General features: G+C 72.8%; 25 protein-coding genes and 2 pseudogenes. 18 read left to right on the top strand and 9 right to left on the bottom strand.

Going from position 1 to position 24898, the window contains the following annotated elements; all coding sequences use genetic code 11:
- Positions 1-154 precede the first annotated feature (154 nt).
- Positions 155-1966 (top strand): ABC transporter transmembrane domain-containing protein, encoded by a 1812-nt coding sequence (locus IE237_RS22545; protein WP_189803876.1) that lies wholly within the window; start codon positions 155-157, stop codon positions 1964-1966.
- The gene (locus IE237_RS22540; RefSeq protein WP_189803875.1) at positions 1963-3744 is read left to right on the top strand and encodes an ABC transporter ATP-binding protein; all 1782 of its coding nucleotides are present in this window, start codon (positions 1963-1965) and stop codon (positions 3742-3744) included. Before IE237_RS22545 ends, IE237_RS22540 begins: the two co-directional genes overlap by 4 nt.
- A 63-nt stretch (positions 3745-3807) precedes the next feature.
- Here IE237_RS22540 and IE237_RS22535 read toward each other — a convergent pair whose 3' ends face one another.
- Positions 3808-4515: an NAD(P)-dependent oxidoreductase gene (locus tag IE237_RS22535; RefSeq protein WP_189803874.1), complete on the bottom strand. Its 708-nt coding sequence runs from the start codon at positions 4513-4515 to the stop codon at positions 3808-3810.
- A gap of 110 nt (positions 4516-4625) precedes the next feature.
- Here IE237_RS22535 and IE237_RS22530 point away from each other — a divergent pair, with 110 nt between their 5' ends.
- Positions 4626-5375: a TetR/AcrR family transcriptional regulator gene (locus IE237_RS22530; protein WP_189803873.1), complete on the top strand. Its 750-nt coding sequence runs from the start codon at positions 4626-4628 to the stop codon at positions 5373-5375.
- Here the strand turns inward: IE237_RS22530 and IE237_RS22525 are convergent.
- Positions 5372-6163, bottom strand: a complete 792-nt coding sequence (locus IE237_RS22525) for a metal-dependent hydrolase (RefSeq protein ID WP_189803872.1) — start codon at positions 6161-6163, stop codon at positions 5372-5374. The two genes, IE237_RS22530 and IE237_RS22525, sit on opposite strands and share 4 nt — an antisense overlap.
- 86 nt (positions 6164-6249) lie before the next feature.
- Between IE237_RS22525 and IE237_RS22520 the strand changes: the two genes are divergently transcribed.
- Together IE237_RS22520 and IE237_RS22515 are read left to right on the top strand one after the other, a co-directional pair.
- Positions 6250-8808: a DEAD/DEAH box helicase gene (locus IE237_RS22520; protein WP_189803871.1), complete on the top strand. Its 2559-nt coding sequence runs from the start codon at positions 6250-6252 to the stop codon at positions 8806-8808.
- A 12-nt stretch (positions 8809-8820) separates the two neighbouring features.
- On the top strand, positions 8821-9684 hold the full coding sequence (locus tag IE237_RS22515) for an acyl-CoA thioesterase (RefSeq protein ID WP_189803870.1): 864 nt from the start codon (positions 8821-8823) through the stop codon (positions 9682-9684).
- 10 nt (positions 9685-9694) lie between these two features.
- Here IE237_RS22515 and IE237_RS22510 read toward each other — a convergent pair whose 3' ends face one another.
- On the bottom strand, positions 9695-10765 hold the full coding sequence (locus tag IE237_RS22510; RefSeq protein WP_189803869.1) for an RNA ligase (ATP): 1071 nt from the start codon (positions 10763-10765) through the stop codon (positions 9695-9697).
- 299 nt (positions 10766-11064) lie between these two features.
- On the opposite strand from IE237_RS22510, the gene IE237_RS40865 reads away from it, so the two are divergent.
- Together IE237_RS40865 and IE237_RS22505 are read left to right on the top strand one after the other, a co-directional pair.
- The gene (locus IE237_RS40865; protein ID WP_229842823.1) at positions 11065-11286 is read left to right on the top strand and encodes a TetR/AcrR family transcriptional regulator; all 222 of its coding nucleotides are present in this window, start codon (positions 11065-11067) and stop codon (positions 11284-11286) included.
- Positions 11220-11666: a TetR/AcrR family transcriptional regulator C-terminal domain-containing protein gene (locus tag IE237_RS22505; RefSeq protein ID WP_308433102.1), complete on the top strand. Its 447-nt coding sequence runs from the start codon at positions 11220-11222 to the stop codon at positions 11664-11666. The genes IE237_RS40865 and IE237_RS22505 overlap by 67 nt, the downstream gene beginning before the upstream one ends.
- A 22-nt stretch (positions 11667-11688) precedes the next feature.
- Here IE237_RS22505 and IE237_RS22500 read toward each other — a convergent pair whose 3' ends face one another.
- Positions 11689-11916: a DUF6011 domain-containing protein gene (locus IE237_RS22500; protein ID WP_189803868.1), complete on the bottom strand. Its 228-nt coding sequence runs from the start codon at positions 11914-11916 to the stop codon at positions 11689-11691.
- Positions 11917-11952: 36 nt separating this feature from the next.
- On the opposite strand from IE237_RS22500, the gene IE237_RS22495 reads away from it, so the two are divergent.
- Together IE237_RS22495 and IE237_RS22490 are read left to right on the top strand one after the other, a co-directional pair.
- Entirely contained in the window at positions 11953-12435 is a 483-nt protein-coding gene (locus tag IE237_RS22495; protein WP_189803867.1) for a glutathione peroxidase, read from the top strand.
- Positions 12428-13207: a putative protein N(5)-glutamine methyltransferase gene (locus IE237_RS22490; RefSeq protein ID WP_189803866.1), complete on the top strand. Its 780-nt coding sequence runs from the start codon at positions 12428-12430 to the stop codon at positions 13205-13207. Before IE237_RS22495 ends, IE237_RS22490 begins: the two co-directional genes overlap by 8 nt.
- Before the next feature lie 43 nt (positions 13208-13250).
- Here the strand turns inward: IE237_RS22490 and IE237_RS22485 are convergent, their stop codons facing one another.
- Complete coding sequence (locus IE237_RS22485; protein ID WP_189803865.1) at positions 13251-14624, bottom strand: cytochrome P450; 1374 nt, start codon at positions 14622-14624, stop codon at positions 13251-13253.
- A 163-nt stretch (positions 14625-14787) separates the two neighbouring features.
- Between IE237_RS22485 and IE237_RS22480 the strand changes: the two genes are divergently transcribed.
- Complete coding sequence (locus IE237_RS22480; protein WP_189803864.1) at positions 14788-15255, top strand: VOC family protein; 468 nt, start codon at positions 14788-14790, stop codon at positions 15253-15255.
- Between the two features lie 12 nt (positions 15256-15267).
- Here IE237_RS22480 and IE237_RS22475 read toward each other — a convergent pair whose 3' ends face one another.
- Entirely contained in the window at positions 15268-16482 is a 1215-nt protein-coding gene (locus IE237_RS22475; RefSeq protein WP_189803863.1) for an acyl-CoA dehydrogenase family protein, read from the bottom strand.
- Positions 16483-16644: 162 nt separating this feature from the next.
- Between IE237_RS22475 and IE237_RS22470 the strand changes: the two genes are divergently transcribed.
- Positions 16645-17292 carry a TetR/AcrR family transcriptional regulator gene (locus tag IE237_RS22470; RefSeq protein ID WP_189803862.1) on the top strand — a complete coding sequence of 216 codons (648 nt, stop codon included), beginning with the start codon at positions 16645-16647 and terminating at the stop codon, positions 17290-17292.
- A 110-nt stretch (positions 17293-17402) separates the two neighbouring features.
- On the opposite strand, the gene def is transcribed toward IE237_RS22470, so the two are convergent.
- Positions 17403-17960: a peptide deformylase gene (gene def, locus IE237_RS22465; protein WP_189803861.1), complete on the bottom strand. Its 558-nt coding sequence runs from the start codon at positions 17958-17960 to the stop codon at positions 17403-17405.
- A gap of 126 nt (positions 17961-18086) precedes the next feature.
- Between def and IE237_RS22460 the strand changes: the two genes are divergently transcribed.
- The 5 genes from IE237_RS22460 (at position 18087) to IE237_RS22440 (ending at position 22765) form a co-directional block, all read left to right on the top strand.
- Positions 18087-19334 (top strand): Mur ligase family protein, encoded by a 1248-nt coding sequence (locus IE237_RS22460; protein WP_189803860.1) that lies wholly within the window; start codon positions 18087-18089, stop codon positions 19332-19334.
- A 19-nt stretch (positions 19335-19353) separates the two neighbouring features.
- Positions 19354-20082 carry a type 1 glutamine amidotransferase gene (locus IE237_RS22455; protein WP_189803859.1) on the top strand — a complete coding sequence of 243 codons (729 nt, stop codon included), beginning with the start codon at positions 19354-19356 and terminating at the stop codon, positions 20080-20082.
- A 158-nt stretch (positions 20083-20240) separates the two neighbouring features.
- On the top strand, positions 20241-21266 hold the full coding sequence (locus IE237_RS22450; RefSeq protein ID WP_189803858.1) for a 6-phosphofructokinase: 1026 nt from the start codon (positions 20241-20243) through the stop codon (positions 21264-21266).
- Positions 21267-21369: 103 nt separating this feature from the next.
- A complete protein-coding gene (locus IE237_RS22445; RefSeq protein WP_189803857.1) occupies positions 21370-22320 on the top strand; it encodes a cytochrome c oxidase assembly protein in 951 nt (316 codons plus the stop codon).
- Between the two features lie 235 nt (positions 22321-22555).
- On the top strand, positions 22556-22765 hold the full coding sequence (locus tag IE237_RS22440; RefSeq protein ID WP_189803856.1) for a hypothetical protein: 210 nt from the start codon (positions 22556-22558) through the stop codon (positions 22763-22765).
- A gap of 25 nt (positions 22766-22790) precedes the next feature.
- Here IE237_RS22440 and IE237_RS22435 read toward each other — a convergent pair.
- A pseudogene (locus IE237_RS22435) lies at positions 22791-22901 on the bottom strand (CGNR zinc finger domain-containing protein); the annotation flags it as partial.
- On the opposite strand from IE237_RS22435, the pseudogene IE237_RS22430 reads away from it, so the two are divergent.
- Positions 22897-23064: pseudogene (locus tag IE237_RS22430) on the top strand (MBL fold metallo-hydrolase); the annotation flags it as partial. The pseudogenes IE237_RS22435 and IE237_RS22430 overlap by 5 nt on opposite strands.
- A gap of 6 nt (positions 23065-23070) precedes the next feature.
- Here the strand turns inward: IE237_RS22430 and IE237_RS22425 are convergent.
- The gene (locus IE237_RS22425; protein WP_189803855.1) at positions 23071-24093 is read right to left on the bottom strand and encodes a DUF3048 domain-containing protein; all 1023 of its coding nucleotides are present in this window, start codon (positions 24091-24093) and stop codon (positions 23071-23073) included.
- Between the two features lie 78 nt (positions 24094-24171).
- Here IE237_RS22425 and IE237_RS22420 point away from each other — a divergent pair, with 78 nt between their 5' ends.
- Positions 24172-24891, top strand: coding sequence for a lysophospholipid acyltransferase family protein (locus IE237_RS22420; RefSeq protein WP_189804008.1), 720 nt, complete (start codon positions 24172-24174; stop codon positions 24889-24891).
- Positions 24892-24898: the final 7 nt, after the last annotated feature.

The following is a 24898-nucleotide window of genomic DNA, read 5'->3' as shown; positions in this document are numbered from 1 at the left end:
GGACGATGAGCGGACATGGCGCGATCTGTTCCCTCTTGGGGAAAATCGATTGCCGCTCCACGGCAGAAAAGCGAACCTTGCACGGTTTCCACGCCGCCGTCGCACACCTCCGGCGCGCGTTCCCCCCAGACAGACCCGGAGATCCTGGGCAGCCATGCAGATTCGAGATCTTCCCTATGCCGACCCGGGGGTCCCCGATGTCCGTTCGGGCACCCGGTTCCTCCTCTGGCTCGGCCGACAACAGCTCGGCGGACAGGTGAAGTCCCTGCTCTGGGGGCTGCTGCACCATCTGGGCATCGCCGGTCTGCCGCTCGGCGTCGGGCTGGCCGTCCAGGCGGTCGTGGACCGCGACGGCGGACGGCTCGCGCTCGCCGGGGTGCTGCTCGTGGTCCTCGGCTCCGCGATCGCGGCCGGTGACGTGATGCTCCACCGCACCGCCGTCACCAACTGGATCACCGCGGCGGCCCGCGTGCAGCAGCTCCTCTCCCGCAAGACCGCCGAACTGGGATCCGTCCTGACCCGCCGGGTCGCCGCGGGCGAGGTCGTCGCCGTGTCGACGGGTGACGTCGAGCGGATCGGATGGTTCGTCGAGGCGCTCTCCCGGTTCGCCGCGGCCGCCGTCACCCTCGTCGTCATCTGCGTGGGCCTCGTCGTCTACCAGCCGGCCCTGGGTGTGGTGGTGGCCGTCGGCATCCCCGTCCTCGCCCTCGCCGTGCTGCCGCTCCTCCCCCGCGCGACCCGCCGGGCCGACGTCCAGCGCGAGAAGGCGGGCCGGGCCACCGAGCTGGCCTCCGACACGGTCGCCGGACTCCGGGTGCTGCGCGGCATCGGCGGCGAGGAGCTCTTCCTCGGCCGCTACCGCGCCGCCTCCCAGGAGGTCCGCGGGGCCGCCGTGCACAGTGCGCGGATGTGGGCCCTGATCGCCGCGATCCAGGTGGTGCTGCCGGGCCTGCTGCTCATCGCCGTGGTGGCGTACGGGACCCGGCTCGCGCTCGACGGGCGGATCGAGGTCGGCGAGCTGGTCACGGTCTACAGCGCGGTGGCCCTGACCCATCACGCGCTGCGCAACTTCGAGGAGATCGCCCAGGCCTTCTCCTTCTCGCGGCCGTCCGCGCGGCGGGCCGCCCGGGTCCTCGCGCTGGCCCGGACGACCACCACCACGGTCGAGCCCGGGGACGGGGAGCGCCGGGCCACCGGCGACCTGTACGACCCGCTGACCGGACTGCGCGCCCCCGCCGGGCTGTTCACGGCCGTGGTCTGCGGAGATCCGGACGTGGCCGGGCGGCTCGCGGACCGGCTCGGGGGGCATCCGGCGGAGGCGGACGCCGGCCACACCTCGGTGCTCCTCGGCGGCGTGCCGCTCGACGAACTGCCGCTCGCCGACGCCCGTACCGTCGTCCTCGTCCAGGACAAGGAACCGGTGCTGCTCTCGGGCACCCTCCGCGACCTGCTCGACGTGCCCGCCTCGGGCGCCGTCAGGGCCGAGGAGGCGCTTGCCGCCGCCCGGTGCGACGACGTCCTCGACGCGCTCGCGCAGGCCTCCGTGGGCACCGGCGGCGACGCGATGCGCACCCGCATCACCGAGCGGGGCCGCTCGCTCTCCGGCGGCCAGCGCCAGCGGCTCGCGCTGGCCCGGTCCCTCGTGGCCGACCCGGAGGTGCTCGTCCTCGACGAGCCGACCTCGGCGGTCGACGCGCACACCGAGGCCGCCGTGGCCGCCGGGATCGCGGAGCTGCGGAGGACCAGGACCACCGTGGTCCTGGCCTCCTCGCCGCTGCTCCTGGACCGCGCCGACCGGGTCGTCCTGGTCCACGAGGGCCAGGCGGTCGCGGTCGGCACCCACCGCGAGCTGCTCGCCGGGGAACCCCGCTACCGCGCGGTCGTCACCCGCGAGACGGACGAGGAGCTCGCCACCGCCTCCCGGGGCGCGGGCGAACTCGAAGCACTGGAAGGGGAATCGGCATGATCGGCCTGGCGCCGCCGGAGTACGACCCGGCGGCCCCGAAGACGGCGACGACGCTGCCCGTCGCCAGGACCTCCACCGTCCGCGCGTACGTCCGCGAGCTGTTGAGGCGGCACCGCAGGGCGTTCGCGCTGCTCATCGGGGTGAACGCGGTCGCCGTGACCGCCTCGATGGCCGGCCCGTACCTGCTCGGCTCGGTGGTGGACGGCCTCGCGGACGGCGCGCGTGACCTCCACCTGGAGCGTACGGTCGCGCTGTTCGCGGTCGCCCTGCTCGTCCAGACGGTGTTCGTGCGGCTCGTCCGGCTGCGCGGCGCGATGCTCGGCGAGGAGATGCTCGCGGATCTGCGCGAGGACTTCCTCGTCCGCGCGGTCCGGCTGCCGCCGGGCGTCCTCGAACGGGCCGGGACGGGCGACCTGCTCTCCCGGATCACCACGGACGTCGACCGGCTGGCGAACGCGATGCGCGAGGCCGTGCCCCAGCTGGCCATCGGCGTCGTCTGGGCGGGGCTGCTGCTCGGCGGCCTCGCGGTGACCGCGCCGCCGCTCGCGCTCGCCGCGCTGCTCGCCGCGCCAGTGCTGATCGTGGGCGGCCGGTGGTACTTCAGGCGGGCGCCGTCCGCGTACCGCTCGGAGTCCGCGGGGTACGCGGCGGTGGCCGCGGCGCTCGCCGAGACCGTCGACGCGGGCCGCACGGTCGAGGCGCACCGCCTCGGCGCGCGGCGGATCGCGCTCTCGGACCGGCGGATCTCGGAGTGGGTGGCGTGGGAGCGGTACACGCTCTTCCTGCGCTCAGTGCTCTTCCCCGTCGTCAACCTCACCCATACGACGGTGCTGTGCGCGGTCCTGCTGCTGGGCGGGGTGTTCGTGCTGCGGGGCTGGATCGACGTGGGCCAGCTGACGACGGGTGCGCTGCTCTCGCAGATGCTGGTGGACCCGATCGGGATCGTGCTCCGCTGGTACGACGAGCTCCAGGTCGCGCAGGTGTCGCTGGCCCGGCTCGTCGGCGTCCGGGACATCGAGCCGGACGCGGGCGACCGGGAGGTGCGGCCCGAGGGCCGGGCGGTGCGGGCGGACGAGGTCCGGTTCGGGTACCGCGAGGGCGTCGACGTGCTGCACGAGGTGTCCCTGACGGTGGCGCCCGGCACCCGGCTGGCCCTGGTCGGCCCGTCCGGCGCGGGCAAGTCCACGCTCGGCCGGCTGCTCGCGGGGATCTACGCCCCGAGGACCGGGTCGGTCACCCTCGGCGCCGCCGAGCTGGCCCGGATGCCCGCCGAGCGGGTCCGCGAGCATGTGGCCCTGGTCAACCAGGAGCACCACGTCTTCGTGGGCTCCCTCCGCGACAACCTGCTGCTCGCCAGGGCCGGGGCGGCCGACACCGACCTGTGGGCGGCGCTCGCGGCGGTGGACGCGGAGGTCTGGGCCCGTGGTCTCGACGAGGGCCTGGACACCGAGGTCGGCTCGGGCGGCCGCTCGTTGACCCCGGCGCAGGCCCAGCAGATCGCGCTGGCCCGGCTCGTCCTCGCGGACCCGCACACCCTGGTCCTCGACGAGGCGACCTCGCTGCTGGACCCGCGCGCGGCCCGGAACCTGGAGCGCTCGCTCGGCCGGGTCCTGGACGGCCGTACGGTCGTGGCCATCGCGCACCGGCTGCACACCGCGCACGACGCCGATCTGATCGCGGTGGTCGAGTCGGGCCGGATCAGCGAGCTCGGCAGCCACGACGAGCTGGTCGCGGCGGACGGCGCGTACGCGGCGCTGTGGCGGTCCTGGCACGGCTGACGCGCGGAGGCGTGGAGGGGGTGCCGGGCCGGGCCGTCGCGCGACGGCCCGGCCCGGCGGCCTTCAGTAGCCGATCGTGAAGCGGCGCTGGACGAAGCGGGGCAGCTCCGCCTCGTCGACGAGGGCCACGGCGGCGTCCTCCGCCGAGACGCGGCTGCGCCCCTCGGCGTCCCGGACCGGCTGGTCCTCGCCGATGCGGAAGCGGCCGGTGCGGGTGCCGGGGGCGATGTCCTCGGCGGGGCTGAAGTAGGTCCACCGGCGGTTGGAGGTGCGCAGCACGTTCAGCGCGTCCCGGTGGCCCCGTACGGCCGCCGCGTAGGCACGGGGGAGGCCGACGCCGTCGAGGGTCTCGTGGAGCCGGTCCTCGGCGTCGGCGAGGACCACTCCGGGCGCGACCTCCAGGCTGCCCGCGCCGCCGATCACGATCAGCCGGGTCCTGGGGTGGCTCTCCAGGGCCTTGAGCAGGGACCGTGCCGCGGTGGCGTAGACCCCGGCGTCGGCGATGGAGCGGCGCACGGTGTCCTCCAGGTCGCGGGAGGCGTTCCCGGGCTGGAAGGCGCTGACGAGGACGTCGAGTCCGGGCAGGACGGCGGCGACGGCTTCGGGGTCGAGGACGTCGAGGCTCGCCCAGGTGATGTTCTCGCGGGTCTCTCCGGCCGCCGCCCCCGTGGCGTCGCGGCCGAAGGCCCTGATGTGGTGCCCGCGCTCCAGTGCCTCCGCGACGACGCGGCTGCCGAGGGTGCCGGTGGCTCCGATGACTCCGATGTGCATGACTCTCCCCTGTGATCACATCTGACGTGACGGCGTGCGAAAACTATACGCCGTGAAGTTCACGGCGTGCAGTTTCCATACGTCCACCAAGGAAGCGATAGGATGCCCGGATGAGCGGGACTTCGGAGACACGGACGGGGGCGGCTCCGGCCACCCGGGGACGCCGTGAGCGGCTACGGGCCGAGACGACGGCCGAGATCAAGGACACGGCCCTGCGCCTGATGGCCTCGGGCGGCCCCGACGCGATCACCCTGCGGGCCATCGCCCGCGAGATGGGCATGACGGCCAACGCGATCTACGGCTACTTCGCCACCCGGGACGACCTCGTCACCCGCCTCATCGACGACGTGTACTCGGCGCTCGCCGACGCCGTGGAGACGGCCTGGAGCACCGCCGGCGCGCAGGACCCGGCCGCCCGGATCCTGGCCTGGGCCCGCGCCTTCCGCACCTGGGCCCTGACGAACCCCGAGGGGTTCCGCCTCGTCTACGGCGACCCCGTGCCGGGCTACCGGGCCCCCGAGGCGGGACCCGCCCCCGACGCGGCCCGCCGGGTGTGCACCGGGCTCGCCGGCCTCGCGGCGGCGGCCTGGCCGCACGCCGAACCCCTCTACCGGGACAGCGCGTTCACCTGGTCCGACTTCGACGCCGGACTGCTCGACAAGGTGCGCCCGGCCTTCCCCGAGCTGCCGCCCGCCGGCGTCGCGCTCGCCCTGCGCCTCTGGGGGCACCTGCACGGGCTCGTGGCGCTGGAGGTGTACGGGCATCTGGGCCGGCAGACGGCGAGCCCGGACAAGCTCTTCGAGGAGGAGCTGGCGCGGCTCGTGACGACGCTCGGCGTCCCGCGCCCGGAAGGCACCTAGAAGAAACCGAGCGCCGAGGCTCCGCCCACGCCGCCGAGGACCATGAAGGCGGGCATCAGGACCTTGAGCTCGACCCAGCTGCCCGCCCGGAAGCGCATGCCCTTGGGCGGGCCGAGCGGGTACCAGCGCTTGCGGCCGACGGGGATGGGCCACAGGATCGGGCAGCCGGAGACGGTCAGGGCGTCGCCGATGTCGTGCACGAGCGCGCCCAGGACGATGGGCAGGCCCAGCCACAGGTACTCCTGGCCGGGGCCGGTGAAGAACCAGTCCGAGCCGTTGCCGGCCTTGTCGAGGACGCCCGCGAGGATCCAGGCGCTCGTGGCGCCGAGCAGCCAGACCAGGACGTCGCTGGACATCCGGGCGGCCCGCCACAGCAGGCCCTCCACGGCGAGGACCAGGTGCACGAAGAGGATCGCGAGGACGGCCCAGCGGCCTCCGGTGACCGCCGCGACGGACGCCCCGGCGCCGATCAGGACCGCCCAGAGCCAGGTGTGGGTGAGGGTCCGGTGCCCGCCGGACCTGCGGGGGTCGGCCGAGGAGCGGGTCGCCTTGTAGACGGCGTACGACAGCTTGTCGACGATCTCGCACAGGCCCCGGGAGACCGGTCCGAAGGCGCGGGAGATGGTCGCCGACTTGTGGTCGAGGTCGGGGGCGAGCGCGGCGCCCGCGCAGATGAGCGCGCCGACGACGAGAACCGGCCAGGGCATCGGGTGGTCGAAGGCGGCGGCCGCCGCTCCGACGCCCAGCCAGGCCGCCGCTCCGGACAGCGAGTGCGCCGGTCCCATCATGGTTGGCCCGCCCCGTTTCTCCCCTGCCGGCGCTCAGTTGACGACCGGTCGACGGACGAGCCTATCGTCCGTGATCAAGACTGCTGATGGCCGGTTCCCTCATCCGAGCGGAATGCGGGCAAGATGGGGGCGTGACCCTTATCGATCAGCTGCCGCCGACCGCCGACCCCGACGCCCTCTTCGAGGCCTTCTCCTCCTGGGCCGAGGACCGGGGCATCACGCTCTACCCGGCCCAGGAAGAGGCGCTGATCGAGGTCGTCTCCGGGGCGAACGTGATCTTGTCCACACCCACCGGATCGGGAAAGTCGCTGGTCGCGGCGGGTGCGCACTTCACCGCGCTCGCGAACGACCAGGTGACCTTCTACACCGCGCCGATCAAGGCGCTGGTGTCGGAGAAGTTCTTCGACCTGTGCAAGCTCTTCGGCACGGAGAACGTCGGCATGCTGACCGGCGACGCCTCCGTGAACGCGGACGCCCCGGTGATCTGCTGCACGGCGGAGGTGCTCGCGTCGATCGCCCTGCGGGACGGCAAGTACGCCGACATCGGCCAGGTCGTCATGGACGAGTTCCACTTCTACGCCGAGCAGGACCGCGGCTGGGCGTGGCAGATCCCGCTGCTCGAACTCCCCCAGGCGCAGTTCGTCCTCATGTCGGCGACGCTCGGCGACGTGTCGATGTTCGAGAAGGACCTCACCCGGCGCACCGGGCGGCCGACGTCGGTGGTCCGCTCGGCGACCCGGCCGGTGCCGCTGTCGTACGAGTACCGCCTCACGCCCATCACGGACACCCTGACCGAGCTCCTGGAGACCAAGCAGGCGCCCGTCTACATCGTGCACTTCACGCAGGCGCAGGCCGTCGAGCGCGCGCAGTCGCTGATGAGCATCAACATGTGCACGCGCGAGGAGAAGGACCAGATCGCCGAGCTCATCGGCAATTTCCGCTTCACCACCAAGTTCGGCCAGAACCTCTCGCGGTACGTCCGCCACGGCATCGGCGTCCACCACGCGGGCATGCTGCCGAAGTACCGGCGGCTCGTGGAGAAGCTCGCCCAGGCGGGCCTCCTGAAGGTGATCTGCGGGACGGACACCCTGGGCGTCGGCGTGAACGTGCCGATCCGCACGGTGCTCTTCACGGCCCTCACCAAGTACGACGGCAACCGGGTGCGCACCCTGCGCGCCCGAGAGTTCCACCAGATCGCGGGCCGGGCCGGCCGCGCCGGCTTCGACACCGCCGGCTTCGTCGTGGCGCAGGCCCCCGAGCACGTCATCGAGAACGAGAAGGCGCTCGCGAAGGCCGGCGACGACCCGAAGAAGCGCCGCAAGGTCGTCCGCAAGAAGGCCCCCGAGGGCTTCGTCGCCTGGAGCGACACCACCTTCGAGAAGCTGATCGCGGCCGAGCCGGAGCCGCTGACCTCCCGCTTCAAGGTCACCAACATCATGCTGCTCTCGGTGATCGCCCGGCCGGGCAACGCCTTCGAGGCGATGCGCAAGCTCCTGGAGGACAACCACGAGCCGCGCAAGGCGCAGCTGCGGCACATCCGCCGGGCCATCGCGATCTACCGCTCGCTGCTCGACGGCGGTGTGGTGGAGCAGCTCGACGAGCCGGACGCCGAGGGCCGCACGATCCGTCTGACGGTCGACCTCCAGCAGGACTTCGCGCTCAACCAGCCGCTGTCGACGTTCGCGCTCGCCGCCTTCGACCTGCTCGACCCGGAGTCCCCCTCGTACGCCCTGGACATGGTGTCCGTCGTCGAGTCGACGCTCGACGACCCGCGCCAGATCCTCGCCGCCATGCAGAACAAGGCGCGCGGCGAGGCCGTCGGGCAGATGAAGGCGGACGGCGTCGAGTACGAGGAGCGGATGGAGCGGCTCCAGGACATCTCGTACCCGAAGCCCCTGGAGGAGCTGCTCTGGCACGCGTACAACGTCTACCGGAAGTCGCACCCGTGGGTCGGCGACCACCCGGTGTCGCCGAAGTCCGTCATCCGTGACATGTACGAACGGGCGCTGACCTTCACCGAGTTCACGTCCTGGTACGAGCTGGCGCGGACCGAGGGCATCGTGCTGCGGTACCTGGCGAGCGCGTACAAGGCGCTCGACCACACCATCCCGGACGACCTGAAGACCGAGGACCTGGAGGACCTGATCGCCTGGCTCGGCGAGATGGTGCGCCAGGTGGACTCCTCGCTGCTCGACGAGTGGGAGCAGCTGGCGAACCCGGAGATCCAGACGGCCGAGGAGGCCCAGGAGAAGGCCGACCAGGTCAAGCCGGTCACGGCGAACGCCCGCGCCTTCCGGGTCCTGGTGCGCAACGCCATGTTCCGCCGCGTGGAGCTGGCCGCCCTCGACAACGTCGACGCGCTGGGCGAGCTGGACGCCGAGTCCGGCTGGGACGCGGACGCGTGGGGCGAGGCGATGGACGCGTACTGGGACGAGTACGACGACCTGGGAACGGGTCCGGACGCGCGCGGCCCGAAGCTGCTCGCGATCGAGGAGGACGCGGCGCACGGCCTGTGGCGCGTCCGGCAGACCTTCGCCGACCCGAACGGCGACCATGACTGGGGCATCAGCGCGGAGGTGGACCTCGCGGCCTCCGACGAAGAGGGCCGGGCCGTGCTCCGTGTGACGTCCGTCGGACAGCTGTAGAGGAGTTCAGTGGTGACCAACCCCGCCGAGAGGCTCGTGGATCTGCTCGACCTGGAGCAGATCGAGGTCAACATCTTCCGCGGGCGCAGCCCGCAGGAGTCGCTCCAGCGGGTCTTCGGCGGGCAGGTCGCCGGGCAGGCCCTGGTGGCGGCCGGCCGCACCACGGAGGGCGACCGCCCGGTGCACTCGCTGCACGCCTACTTCCTGCGGCCGGGCCGGCCGGGGGTGCCGATCGTGTACCAGGTGGAGCGGGTGCGCGACGGGCGCTCGTTCACGACCCGCCGGGTCACGGCGGTCCAGGAAGGGCGGACGATCTTCAATCTGACGGCCTCCTTCCACCGGCCCGAGGAGGACGGCATCGAGCATCAGCTGCCGCCGCGGCACCTGACCGACCCGGAGAGCCTGCCGAACCTCGCCGACGAGGTCCGTCAGCACCTGGGCACGCTGCCGGAGGCCCTGGAGCGGATGGCCCGCCGGCAGCCCTTCGACATCCGGTACGTGGACCGGCTGCGCTGGACGCCGGAGGAGGTCAAGGGCGCGGACCCGCGGAGCGCGGTGTGGATGCGGGCCGTGGGGCCGCTGGGCGACGACCCGCTGATCCACACCTGCGCCCTGACGTACGCCTCGGACATGACGCTCCTGGACGCCGTCCGGATCCCGGTCGAGCCGCTGTGGGGCCCGCGCGGCTTCGACATGGCCTCGCTGGACCACGCGATGTGGTTCCACCGGCCGTTCCGGGCGGACGAGTGGTTCCTGTACGACCAGGAGTCCCCGATCGCCACGGGCGGCCGGGGACTCGCGCGGGGCCGGATCTACGACCGCGAGGGCAGGCTGCTGGTGTCGGTGGTCCAGGAGGGCCTGTTCAGGAAGCTCTGACCCTCCCGGGTCACTCGTACTCGGTGCCGCCCTTGCGGGTCAGGTAGGCCGGGCTGACCGCCTTGGCGATGGCCCGGCCGCCGACGACCGGGCTGTACCGCTCGGTCGCGGGCCGGATGACGACGCCCTCCCGCAGATGGGTCTCGCGGCCGGAGACGGTCTCCCGGCCGCTCGCGTGCGCGAGGACCGTGTCCAGGTCGTACGGCCCCGCGTACAGCCGCGGGACGAGCGGGACCTCGCCCGCCTCGACGACCTCCTCCGGGTCCAGCCAGCGGACCTGCCCGTCGATCTCGGCCGACACGTCGAACAGGGCGTAGCCGACGGTCTCGGAGCGGGCGTCGGCGCCGTAGGCGAGGTCCTGCACCCCGGAGCCGTACACCTCGCCGAAGAGCCCGACCCGGCGGGCGCCGAGGCGCTTCGCGAGCCGCTCGGCGACGCCGGCGAGGCCGTGACCGTGGACGGCGCGCCAGTACAGGTTGCGCGGGTCCTCCCGGAGGGCGAGGCCCTTGGACCCGAACCCCTTGGAGGAGACCTGCACCCGCCCCTCCTCGGCGTGGAAGGTCAGCAGGCAGGCGGTGCCGTGCAGCTTCTCCGTCAGGACGACGGGCTCGCCGGGCTCGAACACCTCGGGATAGCGGCCCAGGTTCTCGATGTCGACCCAGGGCAGCAGGTCGGGTGCGGGCTCCACGTCCCCGCTCATCGTCGGCGGTATCGGCGGCACCCACTTGGTGATCCCGAGCGTCTCCGCGAAGTCGGTGCCCTCGGCCGCGGCCCGTGCCAGGTCGGTGCCGGCGAGCGCGCCGGGGCGGCACACGATGCCCTGCGACAGCTCCCCGCGCAGTCGTACCGCCTTGACCCGGTCCGCGTTCCCTCCGGCGAGCCGCCCGGTGAGCCCCAGCTCCGCGACGAGCGGGAGGGGCAGCACGGCCTGCTCGGGGATGTAGACGGCGACGTCGCCCGTCCGGTAGATCCCCTTGCCGACGACGGCCCGGTAGAGGCCGACCTGGGCGAGCTCCAGGGCGTCGGCGTTCGGATGCGGATGGACGGTCAGGACTTCGGCGGTGACGCGCAGGGTGGACATGGTTCAGGACTCCGGATGCTCGGGTTTCGGTCTCATCGCGGCTCACCCTGGCGGGTCGGGAAACCTGTGGCCCAACGGTTTTGACGGCTGGTAGCGTCGCGCGATTCCCGCGGGCGCCTCCCCCGGGTCCGCTTCTCCGCGCCGGGGTTCAGCCGTCCAAGGAGAGTGCGTTCTTCGCGCGCTCGACGGATTCCTCCGAGGCGGGTCCGCCGGGGTTCTCGGAGGCGGTGCATGGTGACGAAGGCCACAGGGGCAGCCGGCGATCCGCCCTATCTGCGCAGGGGCTCCCGGCGCTCTCCATGCGCGGCGTCGCGGCCCGCCTCGGCGTCGCGGTCATGTCGACCTACCGGTACGTCCCGAGCAAGGAGGACCTCGTCCTGCACATGGCCGACGCCGCCTTCGGCGAGGCGTCCTACCCCCCGGACGCCCCGAGGACTGGCGCGGCCGCGTCGAGCTGGGTGCCCGGACCCTGTGGGGCCTGTACCGGAAGCACCCGTGGCTGGCCCACCTCGACACCCTGACGCGCCCGTTGCTCGTACCCGGTCTGATCGTCCACGGCGAGTGGATGCTGGCCGCCCTCGACGGCCACGGACTCGACCCCACGACGCTGTTCGACGTCCACGTCCTGCTCTACAGCCATGTCCAGGGCCTGGCGATGCACCTGGAGAAGGAGGCGCACGCCGAGGCCGCGACGGGGCAGTCGGAGGAGCAGTGGATGGACAGCCGCGGCCCCGCCCTCCGGGAACCGGTGGAATCCGGCCGCTTCCCGGCCTTCGCCAAGGTGCTCGGCGCCTTCGAGGACGGCTACGACCTGCGTCTCGACGCGCTCTTCGCCTTCGGCCTCCAGGCACTCCTCGACGGTCTGACGCCCCTCGTCGAAGGCCGGCGGGCCGGCGCGTAGCCCACGCGTGCGGAAGGGTCGCTCAGCCGGCCGGCGGGTCCAGGCCGGGCAGTGTGTCCTGTGCCACCTCGTGGCGCCGGGTGCGGATGTCGGGGGCCGGCGGGTGGAGCTTGGCGTCGCAGGTGGGGCCCAGTCCCGTGCGCCGGGAGCCGGCTCCGGTCAGGGGGCGGCCGCAGAGCCGGCAGTACACCCGGCGCGGTCCTTCCTCCGCCGTGGAATCGATCGCGATTGCCAGTGGTTCGTCTCCCATGCTGAGATCAAACCCCATTCCGACGAGGAGCAGCCCATGAGCCTGTACGAGATCCCCCTGAAGACGCTGACCGGCGAGCCGGTCTCCCTCGCCGACTACCGGGACCGCGCGGTCCTGGTCGTGAACGTGGCCTCCAAGTGCGGGCTCACCCCGCAGTACGCCGGTCTGGAGCGGCTGCAGAAGGAGTACGGGGAGCGCGGCTTCACCGTGCTGGGCGTGCCCTGCAACCAGTTCGCCGGGCAGGAGCCGGGCAGCGCCGAGGAGATCGCGACCTTCTGTTCGGCGACGTACGGGGTGTCCTTCCCGCTCCTGGAGAAGACGGACGTCAACGGCGACGGCCGTCACCCGCTCTACTCGGAGCTGGTGAAGGTCGCCGACGCCGAGGGCGAGGCCGGTGACGTGCAGTGGAACTTCGAGAAGTTCCTCATCGGCCGTGACGGCCGGGTCACCCGCTTCCGTCCGCGCACCGAGCCGGACGCCGCCGAGATCGTGGCGGCGATCGAGGCGCAGCTTGTCTGACGCGGGCGGGGTCACCGGGGTCGTCGAGCGGCTGCGGGCCGCCGGGTGCGTCTTCGCCGAGGAGGAGGCGGAGATGCTCCTCTCGACCGCGGCCGGGCCCGACGAGCTCGACCTGATGGTCGAGCGGCGGGCCTCTGGCCTGCCCCTGGAGCACGTCGTGGGCTGGGCCTCGTTCGCCGGGCTGCGGATCGAGGTCGACGGCGGCGTCTTCGTGCCCCGGCGGCGTACGGAGTTCCTCGTCGGCCACGCCGTGGATCTGGCCCGGCCCGGCGCCGTCTGCGTCGACCTGTGCTGCGGCTCCGGGGCGGCGGGCGCGGTGCTGCTCGCCGAGGTCGAGGGCGCGGAGGTGCACGCCTCGGACATCGAGCCGGCGGCCGTGCGCTGCGCCCGGCGGAACGTCGAGCCGCGCGGCGGGCGGGTGTACGAGGGGGACCTCTTCGCGCCGCTGCCGCGGGAGCTGCGGGGCCGCGTCGGGGTGCTGGTCGCCAACGTGCCGTACGTGCCGACCGAGGAGATCGGGCTGCTGCCGCCCGAGGCCCGCGACCACGAGCCGCTCGTCACGCTCGACGGCGGCGCGGACGGGCTGGACGTGCTGCGCCGGGTCGCCGGCGAGGCGCCCGAGTGGCTGGCGCCGGGCGGGCACCTGCTGGTGGAGACGAGCGAGCGGCAGGCGGACTCGGCCCTCGCGGTGATGTCCGCCGCCGGTCTGACGCCGCGGGTCGTCACCTCCGAGGAGTGGTGGGCGACGATCGTCGTCGCGACCCGGCCGTAGGGCGGGACGGAGGGGCGGCCCGGGCCGGGCCGCCCCTCCCCGGTCACGCCGTCCTGGGCACCAGGCGGCAGCGGGCCGGGCCCTCCGTGGTGAGGGTGATCGCGGAGCCCACGGGCACCTCCGTGTCGACGGTCTCGAAGCCGTACTTCTGCAGGATCATCGCCAGCGCGATCACCGATTCCAGCATCGAGAAGTGCTGCCCGATGCAGGCGCGCGGGCCGCCGCCGAAGGGGAACCAGGCGTAGCGGGGGCGGGCGGCCTCCGCCTCGGGCGTGAAGCGCTCCGGGTCGAAGCGCTCGGGGTCCTCCCAGTAGGCGGGGTGCCGGTGGGTGACCCAGGAGGAGACGATGACGTCCGCGCCGGCCGGGATGGTGACGCCGTCGATCACGGTGGCGGCGACGGCTCGTCGGCCGATGGCCGGGGCGGCGGGGAAGAGACGCATGGTCTCCTTGAGGACCTGGGTGACGTAGGGCAGCGCGTCGAGGTCGGCGGCACCGGGGGTACGGCCGGCGAGGACCCGGTCGACCTCTTCATGGGCCTGCTTCAGCGCCTCCGGGTGCCGGCCGAGGAGGTGCAGGGCGAAGGCGAGGGAGGTGGCCGTGGTCTCGTGCCCGGCGAGCAGGAAGACGAGGACCTGTTCGCGCAGCTCGGTGGCGTCGAAGCTGCCGTCCTCGGCGCTCTCGGCCCCGACGAGCAGGGTGAGGAGGTCGTCGCCCTCGGTGGAGGACCGGCCGGAGGCGCGCCGCTCGGCGATGATCCGGTCGCAGACCTCGTACAGCGCCCGGTGGACGGCGGCGGCCTTGCGGTTGCCGGGCGTGGGCCAGTCGCGGGGCACCTTGAGCGGGGCGTACCCGCGGCTCAGCACATAGGCGCCGAGCTCGGGGAAGCTGCGCTCGACGATCTCGACGGCCGCGTCGACGTCCGTGCCGAAGAGGATGCGGGCGACGGCGCGCAGCGCGAAGCGGGTCATCTCGTGGTGGACGTCGACCGTCCCGTCGCCGCCGTCCCGCCACTCGCCGATCAGGGTGGTGACCTCGGCGGCGACGGCCGCCGCGTAGCCGTCGACGCGGCGCTTGGTGAAGAGGGGCTGCACGAGCCGGCGCTGCCGGAGGTAGTCCTCGTCCTGGCTGGTCAGCAGGCCGTTGCCGAAGGACTCGCGGATCTCCTGGTAGAAGGCGTTGTCCTTGCGGAAGTTGGCGGACTCGCCGGCGAGGACCTGCTGGGCGCCCTCGGCGGAGAAGACGCCGTAGAAGGTGGCGCGGATCCCGGGCGGGCCCGCGGTCAGCTTCACGACGTCTCCGTGCTCGTGCCGTGCGCGCAGGAAGGTGCCCAGCGAGTCCTTCTTGAGGTCGAGCAGGGAGCCGAGGAGCGGGCTTCCCGCGAGCTGGGGTGCTGCGGTTCCGGTGGTGGTGGCCATGAGCGGTTCCCCCTTGGTCGTCACTGGCCCGGTGATTGTCCCTCAGGAAGTGACTCGCGGGTAGCCGGTGCCGAACGGCGAATCGATTCCGGCCCGTTGGTACGAAGGGGCCGACCGCTCGTCCTCCCCGCCGTTGTCAGTGGCGTCTGGGAGGCTCGTCGTCATGGAGCGACCCGAGCTGACGCTGCAACTGACCATCGACTGCGCCGACCCCCAGCGCCTGGTGCCCTTCTGGATGGACGCCCTGCGCTACGTCCCCGACCCGCCGCCCGCCGGCCACGCGACCTGGCGGGCGTACTGGGAGGCGATCGGCGTGCCGGAGGACGAGCTGGGCGGGGACGCCGGGGAGCTCCCGGAGTCCATCGTCGACCCGAAGGGGGTGGGCCCCCGCGTCTGGTTCCAGCGCGTCCCGGAGCCCAAGACCGTCAAGAACCGCGTCCACCTCGACCTCAAGGTCGGCGGCGGCCGGGAGGTTCCCCTCGCCCTCCGCCGCGAGCGCGTGGACGGCGAGGTGGCCCGGCTGACGGCGCTCGGCGCGACCGTGCTGTACACGATGGACGAGCCGAACGGCATGGACTACTACGCGGTGGTCCTCCAGGACCCGGAGGGCAACGAGTTCTGCCTCGTCTGAGGACCGGGACGGCTACTTCGCGAGCGCGCGGCTGATGACCATGCGCTGGATCTCGCTCGTGCCCTCGAAGATCGTGTAGATGGCGGCGTCGCGGTGCATGCGCTCCACCGGGTACTCGCGGGTGTAGCCGTTGCCGCCGAGGATCTGGATGGCCTGGGCGGTGACCTTCTTGGCGACCTCGCTCGCGTACAGCTTGGACATGGAGCCCTCGGCCGCGGTGAAGGGCTTGCCGGCGGTGGCCATCCAGGAGGCGCGCCAGACGAGCAGGCGGGCGGCGTCGATCTGGGTGGCCATGTCGGCGAGCTGGAAGGCGACGCCCTGGTTCTCGATGATGGGGCGGCCGAACTGGACACGGGTCTTCGCGTAGTCGAGGGCGACCTCGTACGCGGCGCGGGCGGTGCCGACGGCCATGGCGCCGACGGCCGGGCGGGAGGCCTCGAAGGTGGCCATGGCGGCGTTCTTCACGCGCTCGCCGCCCGCCTTGGCCTTCTCCCGGGCGCGGGCGAGCCGCTCGTCCAGCTTGTCCTTGCCGCCGAGCAGGCAGGAGCCGGGGACGCGGACGTCCTCCAGGACGACCTCGGCGGTGTGGGAGGCGCGGATGCCGTGCTTCTGGAACTTCTGGCCCTGGGACAGGCCGGGGGTGTTCGGCGGCACGATGAAGGAGGCGTGGCCCTTGGAGCCGAGCTCCGCGTCGACGACGGCGACGACGACGTGGACGTTGGCGATGCCGCCGTTGGTCGCCCAGGTCTTGGTGCCGTTGAGGACCCACTCGTCCTTGGCCTCGTCGTACACGGCCCGGGTGCGCATGGAGGCGACGTCCGAGCCGGCGTCGGGCTCGGAGGAGCAGAAGGCGGCGACCTTGACGTCGTTCGCGTCGCCGTACATCTGCGGGACCCAGGTGCCGATCTGCTCCTCGGTACCGTTGGCGAGGACGCCGACGGCGGCGAGGCCGGTGCCGACGATGGAGAGGGCGATTCCGGCGTCGCCCCAGAAGAGCTCCTCCATCGCCATCGGGATGCCGAGGCCGGTCGGGTCGAAGAACTGCTGGGCGTAGAAATCGAGGGAGTAGATGCCGAGCTTGGCCGCTTCCTGGATGATCGGCCAGGGAGTCTCCTCACGCTCGTCCCACTCGGCGGCCGCGGGGCGCATCACATCGGCGGCGAAGCCGTGGAGCCAGTCGCGGACCTGCTTCTGGTCCTCGTTGAGTTCGAGCGTGAACTCGCCCATGTTCCCTCCCAGCATGACGTTACTTGCGGTAACAGCAGTCTGTTACCGGTGGGTAGAGGCTGTCAACCTGCGGTGGAGGGGTTCGGCCCGACCGACGCCGGATCCCGGCCGGGTGTTACGTTGCGACAGCCTCACGAATCGCACGGGCGGGGAGACACGCACATGGACATCGCACACCGGGCCACCGACCAGCAGACGCCCGCCGAGCAGCGGCGCCGCGAGCTGCTGGAGGCGGCGGACCGGGTGGTGCTCCGGGACGGCCCCAAGGCCTCCATGAACGCGATCGCGGCCGAGGCCGGCATCACCAAGCCGATCCTCTACCGCCACTTCGGCGACAAGGGCGGCCTCTACCGCGCCCTCGCCACCCGGCACACGGACGCGCTGCTCTCCTCGCTCCGCGCCTCGCTCGACGCGCCCGCCGACCGGCGCCGCCGCGTCGAGGCCACCCTCGACACCTACCTGGCGTCCATCGAGGCGATGCCCCAGGTCTACCGCTTCCTCATGCACCCGGCGGAGGAGTCCCACCAGACCGAGCAGGGCTTCGACGTCGGCCGCCACTCGGCGCCGCTGCTCCGCCGCATGGGCGAGGAGCTCGGCCAGGTCATCGCCGAGCGCGTCGACCTGGGCCCGGCCGCCGAGGCCCAGGCCCGGATCTGGGGACACGGCATCGTCGGCATGATGCACGCGGCCGGCGACTGGTGGCTCGGCGAGCGCCCCTGCTCCCGCGCGGAGCTCGTCAAGAGCCTGGCCGACCTCCTGTGGGGCCGCCTCGCCGAGGCCGACGACCGCCCGGGCGGGCCCGGCTTCTAGGGTCCGGCGCCGGGGGAGAGCCGTTCCCGGGAGATCCGGCGCTCCTCGGCGATCCGTTCCCGGGAGATCGGGCGCTCTCAGGCGATCCGGTCCCGGGAGATCGGGGTCTCCTAGGCGATCCGGTCCGCTCCGCTCCCCCACGGCTGCTTGCGGATCGTGCGGAGCAGACGTGACTTGCGCCACCCCGTGACGTGGTCGGCGTAGACCCCGCCCTCCAGGTGGTCCGTCTCGTGCTGGAGGCAGCGGGCGAAGAAACCCGTGCCCTCGATCCGTATCGGAGTGCCGTCCAGGCGGACGCCCTCGACCACCGCGCGGTCGAAGCGGGGCGTCGGCGCCTCCAGGCCGGGCAGCGAGAGGCAGCCCTCGGGGCCTCGGATCTCGTCGCCGTCCGCCTCCACCAGACGCGGGTTCACCACATGGCCCAGGTGACGGTTCTCGTCGTCGTCGGGGCAGTCGTACACGAAGACCCGCAGGCCCACGCCGACCTGGTTCGCCGCCAGGCCCACGCCGTGCGCCGCGTACATCGTGGCGAACATGTCCTCGACGAGCCGGGCCAGTTCGGGGCCGAAGTCGGTGACGGGCGCGCAGGGCGTGTGCAGCACGGGGTCGCCGAGGAGCGTCATCGCTCGGACGAGGCCGGAACTGCCGGGGATGGGGCGGTTTCGCATGGCGGTAAGGGTACGGTCCACTGTGACCTCCCGGTTTCGTGCGGCCGCTCGACGGTGCCGCTGTTCGGGCTGCTGGCCGGATCTCGATAGGCTGAGCCCGGACCGACGCAAGGAGGAACAAGAACGATGTCAGGACACCCCGGTAATCCAGAGCCGCTGTCGCCGCGCGCCAAGCTGGCCGTGACGGCGGGCAAGGCCGCGGCCGCGGTGTCGCGTGCGGCGGGGCGCGGCAGCGGATCGGTGATCGGCGGCCGGGTGGCGCTGAAGCTCGACCCCGACCTGCTCGGACGGCTCGCGCAGCATCTGGACGTCGTCCTGGTGTCGGCGACGAACGGCAAGACCACGACGACCCGGCTGATCGCGGAGGCGCTGCGCGCCGCCGGTCCCGTCGTCTCGAACGCCCTGGGCGCCAACATGCCCGCCGGCATCACCTCGGCGCTGGCCGGCGGCTCGGACTCCAAGTTCGGTGTGATCGAGGTCGACGAGAAGTACCTCGCCGGCGTCGCCCGTGACACCACGCCCAAGGCGATCGCACTGCTCAACCTCTCCCGCGACCAGCTCGACCGCGCCGCCGAGACGCGGATGCTCGCCGAGAAGTGGCGCGAGGGCCTCAACGGCACCAAGGCCGTGGTCATCGCCAACGCCGACGACCCGCTCATCGTGTGGGCCGCCTCCTCCTCGCCGAACGTGGTGTGGGTCGCCGCCGGCCAGGAGTGGAAGGACGACGCCTGGTCGTGCCCCGCCTGCGGCGGTGTGATGCAGCGTCCCGGCGACGACTGGTTCTGCGGCGAGTGCGGCTTCCGCCGTCCCGCGCCGAGCTGGGCGCTCAGCGGCGACCACGTGCTCGACCCGCACGGTTCGGCCTGGCCGATCCGCCTCCAGCTGCCCGGCCGCGCCAACAAGGCGAACGCCGCGACCTCGGCCGCCGTCGCCGCGGTCTTCGGGGTGCCGCCGCAGGTGGCCCTGGAGCGCATGTACCAGGTGCAGGCCGTCGCCGGGCGCTACGACGTGGTCTCCTTCCAGAACCGCGACCTGCGCCTGCTCCTCGCGAAGAACCCGGCCGGCTGGCTCGAAACGTTTTCCCTCATCGACGGGCCGCCCGCCCCGGTGATCCTCTCGGTCAACGCGCGGGGCGCCGACGGCACCGACACCTCCTGGCTGTGGGACGTGGACTACGGCCGGCTCGCCGGCCACCCGATCATGGTGATCGGCGACCGGAAGCTGGACCTCGCGGTCCGCCTGGAGGTCGCGGGAGTGGACTTCCGCGTCTGCGAGACGCTGGACGAGGCCGTCGCGATGGCCCCGCCCGGGCAGATCGAGCTGATCGCCAACTACACCGCCTTCCAGGACGTCCGCCGCCGCGTCGGCAACTGACCCGTAGAGGACTTGCAGCATGAGTGACAGCAGCCTGCGCCTGGTCTGGGTCTACCCGGACCTGCTCAGCACCTACGGCGACCAGGGCAACGTCCTCGTCGTCCAGCGCCGTGCCGAACAGCGCGGCCTCAGCGTCGAGCGCGTCGACGTCCGCAGCGACCAGCCGGTGCCGACCTCGGGCGACATCTACCTGATCGGCGGCGGCGAGGACCGTCCGCAGCGGCTCGCGGCCGAGCGGCTGCGGCGGGACGGCGGCCTGAGCCGGGCCGCCTCCAACGGCGCGATCATCTTCTCGGTCTGCGCCGGGTACCAGATCCTGGGCCACGAGTTCATCAACGACCTCGGCGAGCGCGAGGCCGGCCTCGGGCTCATCGACGTGATCTCGACCCGCGGCGAGGGCGCCCGCTGCGTCGGCGACGTCCTGGCGGACATCGACCCGCGCCTGGGCCTCCCCCAGCTGACCGGTTTCGAGAACCACCAGGGCATCACCCATCTCGGCCCGACGGCCCGCCCGTTCGCCCGGACCGTGTTCGGCAACGGCAACGGGACCGGCGACGGCACCGAGGGCGCGTACAACGACACCGTCTTCGGTACGTACATGCACGGCCCCGTCATGGCGCGGAACCCGCAGATCGCGGACCTGCTCCTGAAGCTGGCCCTCGACGTGAACGCGCTGCCGCCGACCGACGACCGCTGGTACGAGGCGCTGCGCGCCGAGCGCATCGCGGCGGCCACGCAGCCCGCCTGAGTCAGCGCGCGGACCGCCGTTGGTCCCTCGTACGAACGTACGTTGTCCACTGTGCGGACATCCGGTTCGGCCCCGCCACCCTGCGGCGATAGGGTGGCGGGGATCCAGCCGGACGACGTGGTCCGGGAGTCGGCCCACGTTGCAAAGGTTTTTGGGCTATGCGCATTGGCGTGCTCACCTCCGGCGGAGACTGCCCCGGTCTGAACGCTGTCATCCGTTCCGTCGTTCACCGCGCCGTCGTCGACCACGGCGACGAGGTCATCGGTTTCCACGACGGGTGGAAGGGCCTCCTGGAGTGCGACTACCGGAAGCTCGATCTGGACGCGGTGGGCGGCATCCTCGCCCGGGGCGGCACCATCCTCGGCTCCTCGCGGGTCCAGCCCGCGCACCTGGTCGGCGGCGTCGAGCGCGCCAAGGGCCATGTCGCCGACCTGGGGCTCGACGCCATCATCCCGATCGGCGGCGAGGGCACCCTGAAGGCGGCGAACCTGCTGTCCGAGGCGGGGCTCCCGATCGTCGGCGTCCCGAAGACGATCGACAACGACATCGCCTCCACCGACGTCACCTTCGGCTTCGACACGGCCGTCACCGTCGCCACCGAGGCCCTCGACCGGCTGAAGACCACCGCCGAGTCCCACCAGCGGGTCCTCGTCGTCGAGGTCATGGGCCGCCACACCGGCTGGATAGCGCTGCACTCCGGCATGGCCGCCGGCGCGCACGCCGTGGTCGTCCCCGAGCGCCCCTTCGACATCGACGAGCTGACCTCCCGGGTCGGCGAGCGCTTCGAGGCCGGCAAGCGCTTCGCGATCGTGGTCGTCGCCGAGGGCGCGAAGCCGCGCGAGGGCTCGATGGACTTCAAGACCGCCGGCACCGACATCTACGGCCACGAGCGCTTCACCGGCATCGCCAACCAGCTCTCCGCCGAACTGGAGCGGCGCCTCGGCAAGGAGGCCCGCCCGGTCATCCTCGGTCACGTCCAGCGCGGCGGCACGCCGACCGCGTACGACCGCGTCCTCGCGACCCGCTTCGGCTGGCACGCGGTGGAGGCGGCGCACCGCGGCGAGTTCGGCATGCTGACCGCGCTGCGCGGCACGGAGATCACGATGGTCCCGCTGGCCCAGGCCGTGGAGACCCTCAAGACCGTCCCGGCCGACCGGTACGCCGAGGCGGAGTGCGTGCTCTGACGGGCTCCCGTACGTGACACCCGCCCCCGGTCGCAGTCGCGGCCGGGGGCGGTTCTAGTCTGGTGCGGACAACAAGCGCGAATCGGGCTCCAGGAGTGTACGGATGGATCACAGCGGGCACGGCATGACCACGGATCTGCCGCCGTTCACGCTGGGGCGGGGCCTGGAGTTCTCTCCCGACCTCTTCTTCCTGATCGGATGCCTGGCGGCGCTCGGTCTCTACGGGTGGGGCGTGGCGCGGCTGCGGCGGCGCGGTGACGCGTGGCCGGTCGGACGGACGGTGCTCTTCACCGTCGGCGTGCTGTCCATCGCGCTGGTGATGTGCACCAGGCTCAACGACTACGGCATGGTCATGTTCAGCGTGCACATGGTGCAGCACATGGTGATCTCCATGCTGTCGCCGATCCTGCTGCTGCTCGGGGCGCCGGTGACGCTCGCGCTGCGGGCGCTGCCGGTGGCGGGCCGGGGTTCGACGGGGCCGCGCGAGCTGCTCCTGAAGCTGCTGCACAGCCGGTACATGCGGGTGATCACGCACCCGGCGTTCACGATCTCCATGTTCATCGCGAGCCTGTACGGGCTGTACTTCTCCTCGCTCTTCGACTTCCTGATGGAGTCGAAGGCCGGGCACATCGGCATGATGGTCCACTTCCTGATGGTCGGCCTGATCTTCTTCTGGCCGATCATGGGTGTGGACCCGGGCCCGCACCGGCCGGGGTACGTGATGCGGATGCTGGAGCTTTTCGCGGGCATGCCGTTCCACGCGTTCTTCGGCATCGCGATGATGATGGCGTCGGAGCCCCTGGTGGAGGCGTACAAGAACCCGCCGGCCTCGCTCGGGATCGACGCCCTCACCGACCAGAGCGCGGCGGGCGGCATCGCCTGGGCGTTCAGCGAGATCCCGTCCGTGCTGGTCCTGATCGCGCTGGTCTACCAGTGGTACCACTCCGAGCAGCGGCAGGCCGTCCGCAAGGACCGGGCCGCCGACCGCGACGGCGACAAGGAGCTGGAGGAGTACAACGCGTATCTGGCCTCGCTGCAGGCGCGGAGCCGCTGACGCCGTCTCTCCATGGACCACCTCCGGGTCCGGTGCCGCTCGCGGCGCCGGACCCGGTTCGCGTTCCGGGCCCTCCCGTCCGGCGCCCGGTTTCGCGTTCCGGCCCGAGCCGTCCGGCGCCCGGTTTCGCGTTCCGGCGCACGCCGGAGCGTCCGGGGAGTAGCGCGCGCCCCTCTCGCGGGGTCACGATGGGCGGGGCGGCTTCCGCGGCCTCGGTCGGGAGGAGGGCGGGCTGATGTCCGGTCCCACGAAGACGATGACGGTGCTCACCTGCGCCGCGCTGGTGCTGACGACGGCCTACACCGTGGCGCTCGGCAGCAGCGGCTGGCTCTGGTTCGGCCTGGTGGTGCTGATCGTGGCGACGATCGGGATGGCGGCGGCGGACAGCGCCGTACCGCCCGCTCCCCGTCCACGGCCCCGCCCGCCGGGCCCCACCGGCCCCTGAGGGACCGGCCGGGTCGGTCCGTCGCGGCCCGGGTGCGGCGGGCGTAGGCGCGGGCGGCGCGGGCGCGGTCGCCGCAGCGGACCGAGCACCAGTGCCGGCGGCCGTGGCGCAGCAGATAGCGGTTGCAGGGCGTGGACAGCGCCCGGGCCGCCGAGGCCGCCGGGATCCTCGGCGCCCGCCGGGTCGTCCCCGTCCACTACGACGGCTGGGCCCACTTCACGGAGGGGGCCGACGAGCTGGTGGCGGCCTTCGCCGCCGCGGGCCCGGCCGACCTCCTGGACCTGGGCGAGCGCCGCTGACAGGCCCTAGGCGTTCGGGGCCAGGACGATCCAGACCTGGCCCGGGGCGAAGGGCAGGGGCGCTCCGGCCGGGGTGGTGAAGGTGGTGCCGGACGTGGCCGTGGGGCGGGACCAGCGGGCCTCGTGGGCGCGTCCGTCGCGCAGGACGAGCGCGGTGCCGCTGCCGACGGTCTCGCTGTACGGGGAGACCGAGCCCAACCGGTCGTGGAACCGGGAGGGGCGGACCGTCACGCGCTGGACGACGACCGTCGACGGGGTGAGCGGGCCCGTGTCGGTGGCGCGGGCCTCGCGGCCGTCCATGGCCACCCGCCAGGCGCGGTCGGCGGCGGACCAGGTGAAGGTGTAGCGGGCCGCCGGGTACCGCACGGTCGAGCTCTCGACGGGGGTGCCGCCGGGCGGGGCGGGCCCGAAGCGGAAGCCGATGTCCCGGGCGTCGTCGGCCCCGGGGGCGGCGGCGAGGGCGGCGCCGGGACGCAGGTAGAGGTTGTGCGGGGCGGGCCGGTCCGGTGAGCGCCGGAAGGCCTGGGGTGCGCCGCTCTCCGTGACGAGGTCCAGGGACGCGGCCCGGAGGAGCGGGTTCAGCGCGGACTGGGCGCCGGAGTAGGCGAGGACCGGGCGGCCGAAGTCGCCGAGCAGGGCGATGTCGGACTCGCGGGCGCTGCGGACGGGTCCGGTGAGGTCGGGGAGGCGGGAGGAGTAGACGGCCAGGAGCCGGGTCACCCCGCCCTCGACCTGTTCGACGTAGACGAGGTCGGCCGCGCCGAGGCCGGTGTGGGGGCGGGCGGCCGGCACGTTGTCGATCTTCACCGCCAGGACGGGGGCGGGCCGCGCGGGGAGTCCCGTGAAGGGCGAGACGCCGGTGGGCGTGGCGGGCCGGGTGGGCGGCGGGGTGGCGGGCGCGGTCGTCGGCGTGGGGCTCGGCTCCGACGGGCCCGGGCCGGAGCAGCCGTACAGCCCGGCCGCCGTCAGCGCGCACAGCAGCGCGGTGAGGACGCGGCCGGGGCGCCTGACCCCGCGCTCGCCTGTCATGTGACGCTCCCCCACCAGTGGACCACGGGCCCGTGGGGGGATACAACGGGCGTGACGGACGTCGAACGGGGGTCGCGCGTGTTCTACCAGCTGATGAAGCACGTCCTGCTCGGACCGCTCCTCAGGCTGCTGTTCCGGCCGCGGATCGAGGGACTGGAGCACATCCCGGAGGAGGGCGCCGCGATCGTCGCGGGCAATCACCTCTCCTTCTCCGACCACTTCCTGATGCCGGTCGTCCTCGACCGGCGGATCACCTTCCTCGCGAAGCAGGAGTACTTCACGGGGCCGGGGCTCAAGGGCCGGCTCACGGCCGCCTTCTTCCGTGCCGCCGGGCAGATCCCGGTGGACCGGTCCGGGAAGGAGGCCGGGAAGGCGGCGATCCGCGAGGGTCTCGGCGTCCTGAGCCGCGGCGAGCTGCTCGGGATCTATCCCGAGGGGACGCGCTCGCACGACGGACGGCTGTACAAGGGCAAGGTGGGGGTGGCCGTGATGGCGCTGACCGCCGGGGTGCCGGTGGTGCCGTGCGCGATGGTGGGGACCTTCGAGATCCAGCCGCCCGGGAAGGTCGTGCCGAGGATCCGCCGGGTCACCATCCGGTTCGGGGAGCCGCTGGACTTCTCCCGGTTCGCCGGATCGGCCGGGGAGAAGGCCGTGGTCCGCGCGGTGACGGACGAGATCATGTACGAGATCCTGCGCCTGTCGGGCCAGGAGTACGTGGACGCGTACGCGGCGGTGGTCAAGGCCGCGGAGTCCGGTGGTGACGCCCCCTCCGACGAGTTCCCGCGCGGGGAACGCTGAGGGCGGA

The sequence above is a fragment of the Streptomyces tanashiensis genome (assembly GCF_014648895.1).
GTDB classification, from domain to species: Bacteria; Actinomycetota; Actinomycetes; order Streptomycetales; family Streptomycetaceae; genus Streptomyces; species Streptomyces tanashiensis.
The sequence above is the reverse complement of the archived record's forward strand: the minus strand, read 5'-3'. Positions and strand labels throughout refer to the sequence as shown.

Excerpts from the sequence above, each read along its gene's own strand:
- IE237_RS22545 (WP_189803876.1), top strand. The coding sequence starts at position 155 with ATGCAGATTCGAGATCTTCCCTATGCCGACCCGGGGGTCCCCGATGTC.
- IE237_RS22540 (WP_189803875.1), top strand. The coding sequence starts at position 1,963 with ATGATCGGCCTGGCGCCGCCGGAGTACGACCCGGCGGCCCCGAAGACG.
- IE237_RS22535 (WP_189803874.1), bottom strand. The coding sequence starts at position 4,515 with ATGCACATCGGAGTCATCGGAGCCACCGGCACCCTCGGCAGCCGCGTC.
- IE237_RS22530 (WP_189803873.1), top strand. The coding sequence starts at position 4,626 with ATGAGCGGGACTTCGGAGACACGGACGGGGGCGGCTCCGGCCACCCGG.
- IE237_RS22525 (WP_189803872.1), bottom strand. The coding sequence starts at position 6,163 with ATGATGGGACCGGCGCACTCGCTGTCCGGAGCGGCGGCCTGGCTGGGC.
- IE237_RS22520 (WP_189803871.1), top strand. The coding sequence starts at position 6,250 with ATGGCCGGTTCCCTCATCCGAGCGGAATGCGGGCAAGATGGGGGCGTG.
- IE237_RS22510 (WP_189803869.1), bottom strand. The coding sequence starts at position 10,765 with ATGTCCACCCTGCGCGTCACCGCCGAAGTCCTGACCGTCCATCCGCAT.
- IE237_RS40865 (WP_229842823.1), top strand. The coding sequence starts at position 11,065 with ATGCGCGGCGTCGCGGCCCGCCTCGGCGTCGCGGTCATGTCGACCTAC.
- IE237_RS22500 (WP_189803868.1), bottom strand. The coding sequence starts at position 11,916 with ATGGGAGACGAACCACTGGCAATCGCGATCGATTCCACGGCGGAGGAA.
- IE237_RS22495 (WP_189803867.1), top strand. The coding sequence starts at position 11,953 with ATGAGCCTGTACGAGATCCCCCTGAAGACGCTGACCGGCGAGCCGGTC.
- IE237_RS22485 (WP_189803865.1), bottom strand. The coding sequence starts at position 14,624 with ATGGCCACCACCACCGGAACCGCAGCACCCCAGCTCGCGGGAAGCCCG.
- IE237_RS22480 (WP_189803864.1), top strand. The coding sequence starts at position 14,788 with ATGGAGCGACCCGAGCTGACGCTGCAACTGACCATCGACTGCGCCGAC.
- IE237_RS22475 (WP_189803863.1), bottom strand. The coding sequence starts at position 16,482 with ATGGGCGAGTTCACGCTCGAACTCAACGAGGACCAGAAGCAGGTCCGC.
- IE237_RS22470 (WP_189803862.1), top strand. The coding sequence starts at position 16,645 with ATGGACATCGCACACCGGGCCACCGACCAGCAGACGCCCGCCGAGCAG.
- def (WP_189803861.1), bottom strand. The coding sequence starts at position 17,960 with ATGCGAAACCGCCCCATCCCCGGCAGTTCCGGCCTCGTCCGAGCGATG.
- IE237_RS22460 (WP_189803860.1), top strand. The coding sequence starts at position 18,087 with ATGTCAGGACACCCCGGTAATCCAGAGCCGCTGTCGCCGCGCGCCAAG.
- IE237_RS22455 (WP_189803859.1), top strand. The coding sequence starts at position 19,354 with ATGAGTGACAGCAGCCTGCGCCTGGTCTGGGTCTACCCGGACCTGCTC.
- IE237_RS22450 (WP_189803858.1), top strand. The coding sequence starts at position 20,241 with ATGCGCATTGGCGTGCTCACCTCCGGCGGAGACTGCCCCGGTCTGAAC.
- IE237_RS22445 (WP_189803857.1), top strand. The coding sequence starts at position 21,370 with ATGGATCACAGCGGGCACGGCATGACCACGGATCTGCCGCCGTTCACG.
- IE237_RS22440 (WP_189803856.1), top strand. The coding sequence starts at position 22,556 with ATGTCCGGTCCCACGAAGACGATGACGGTGCTCACCTGCGCCGCGCTG.
- IE237_RS22425 (WP_189803855.1), bottom strand. The coding sequence starts at position 24,093 with ATGACAGGCGAGCGCGGGGTCAGGCGCCCCGGCCGCGTCCTCACCGCG.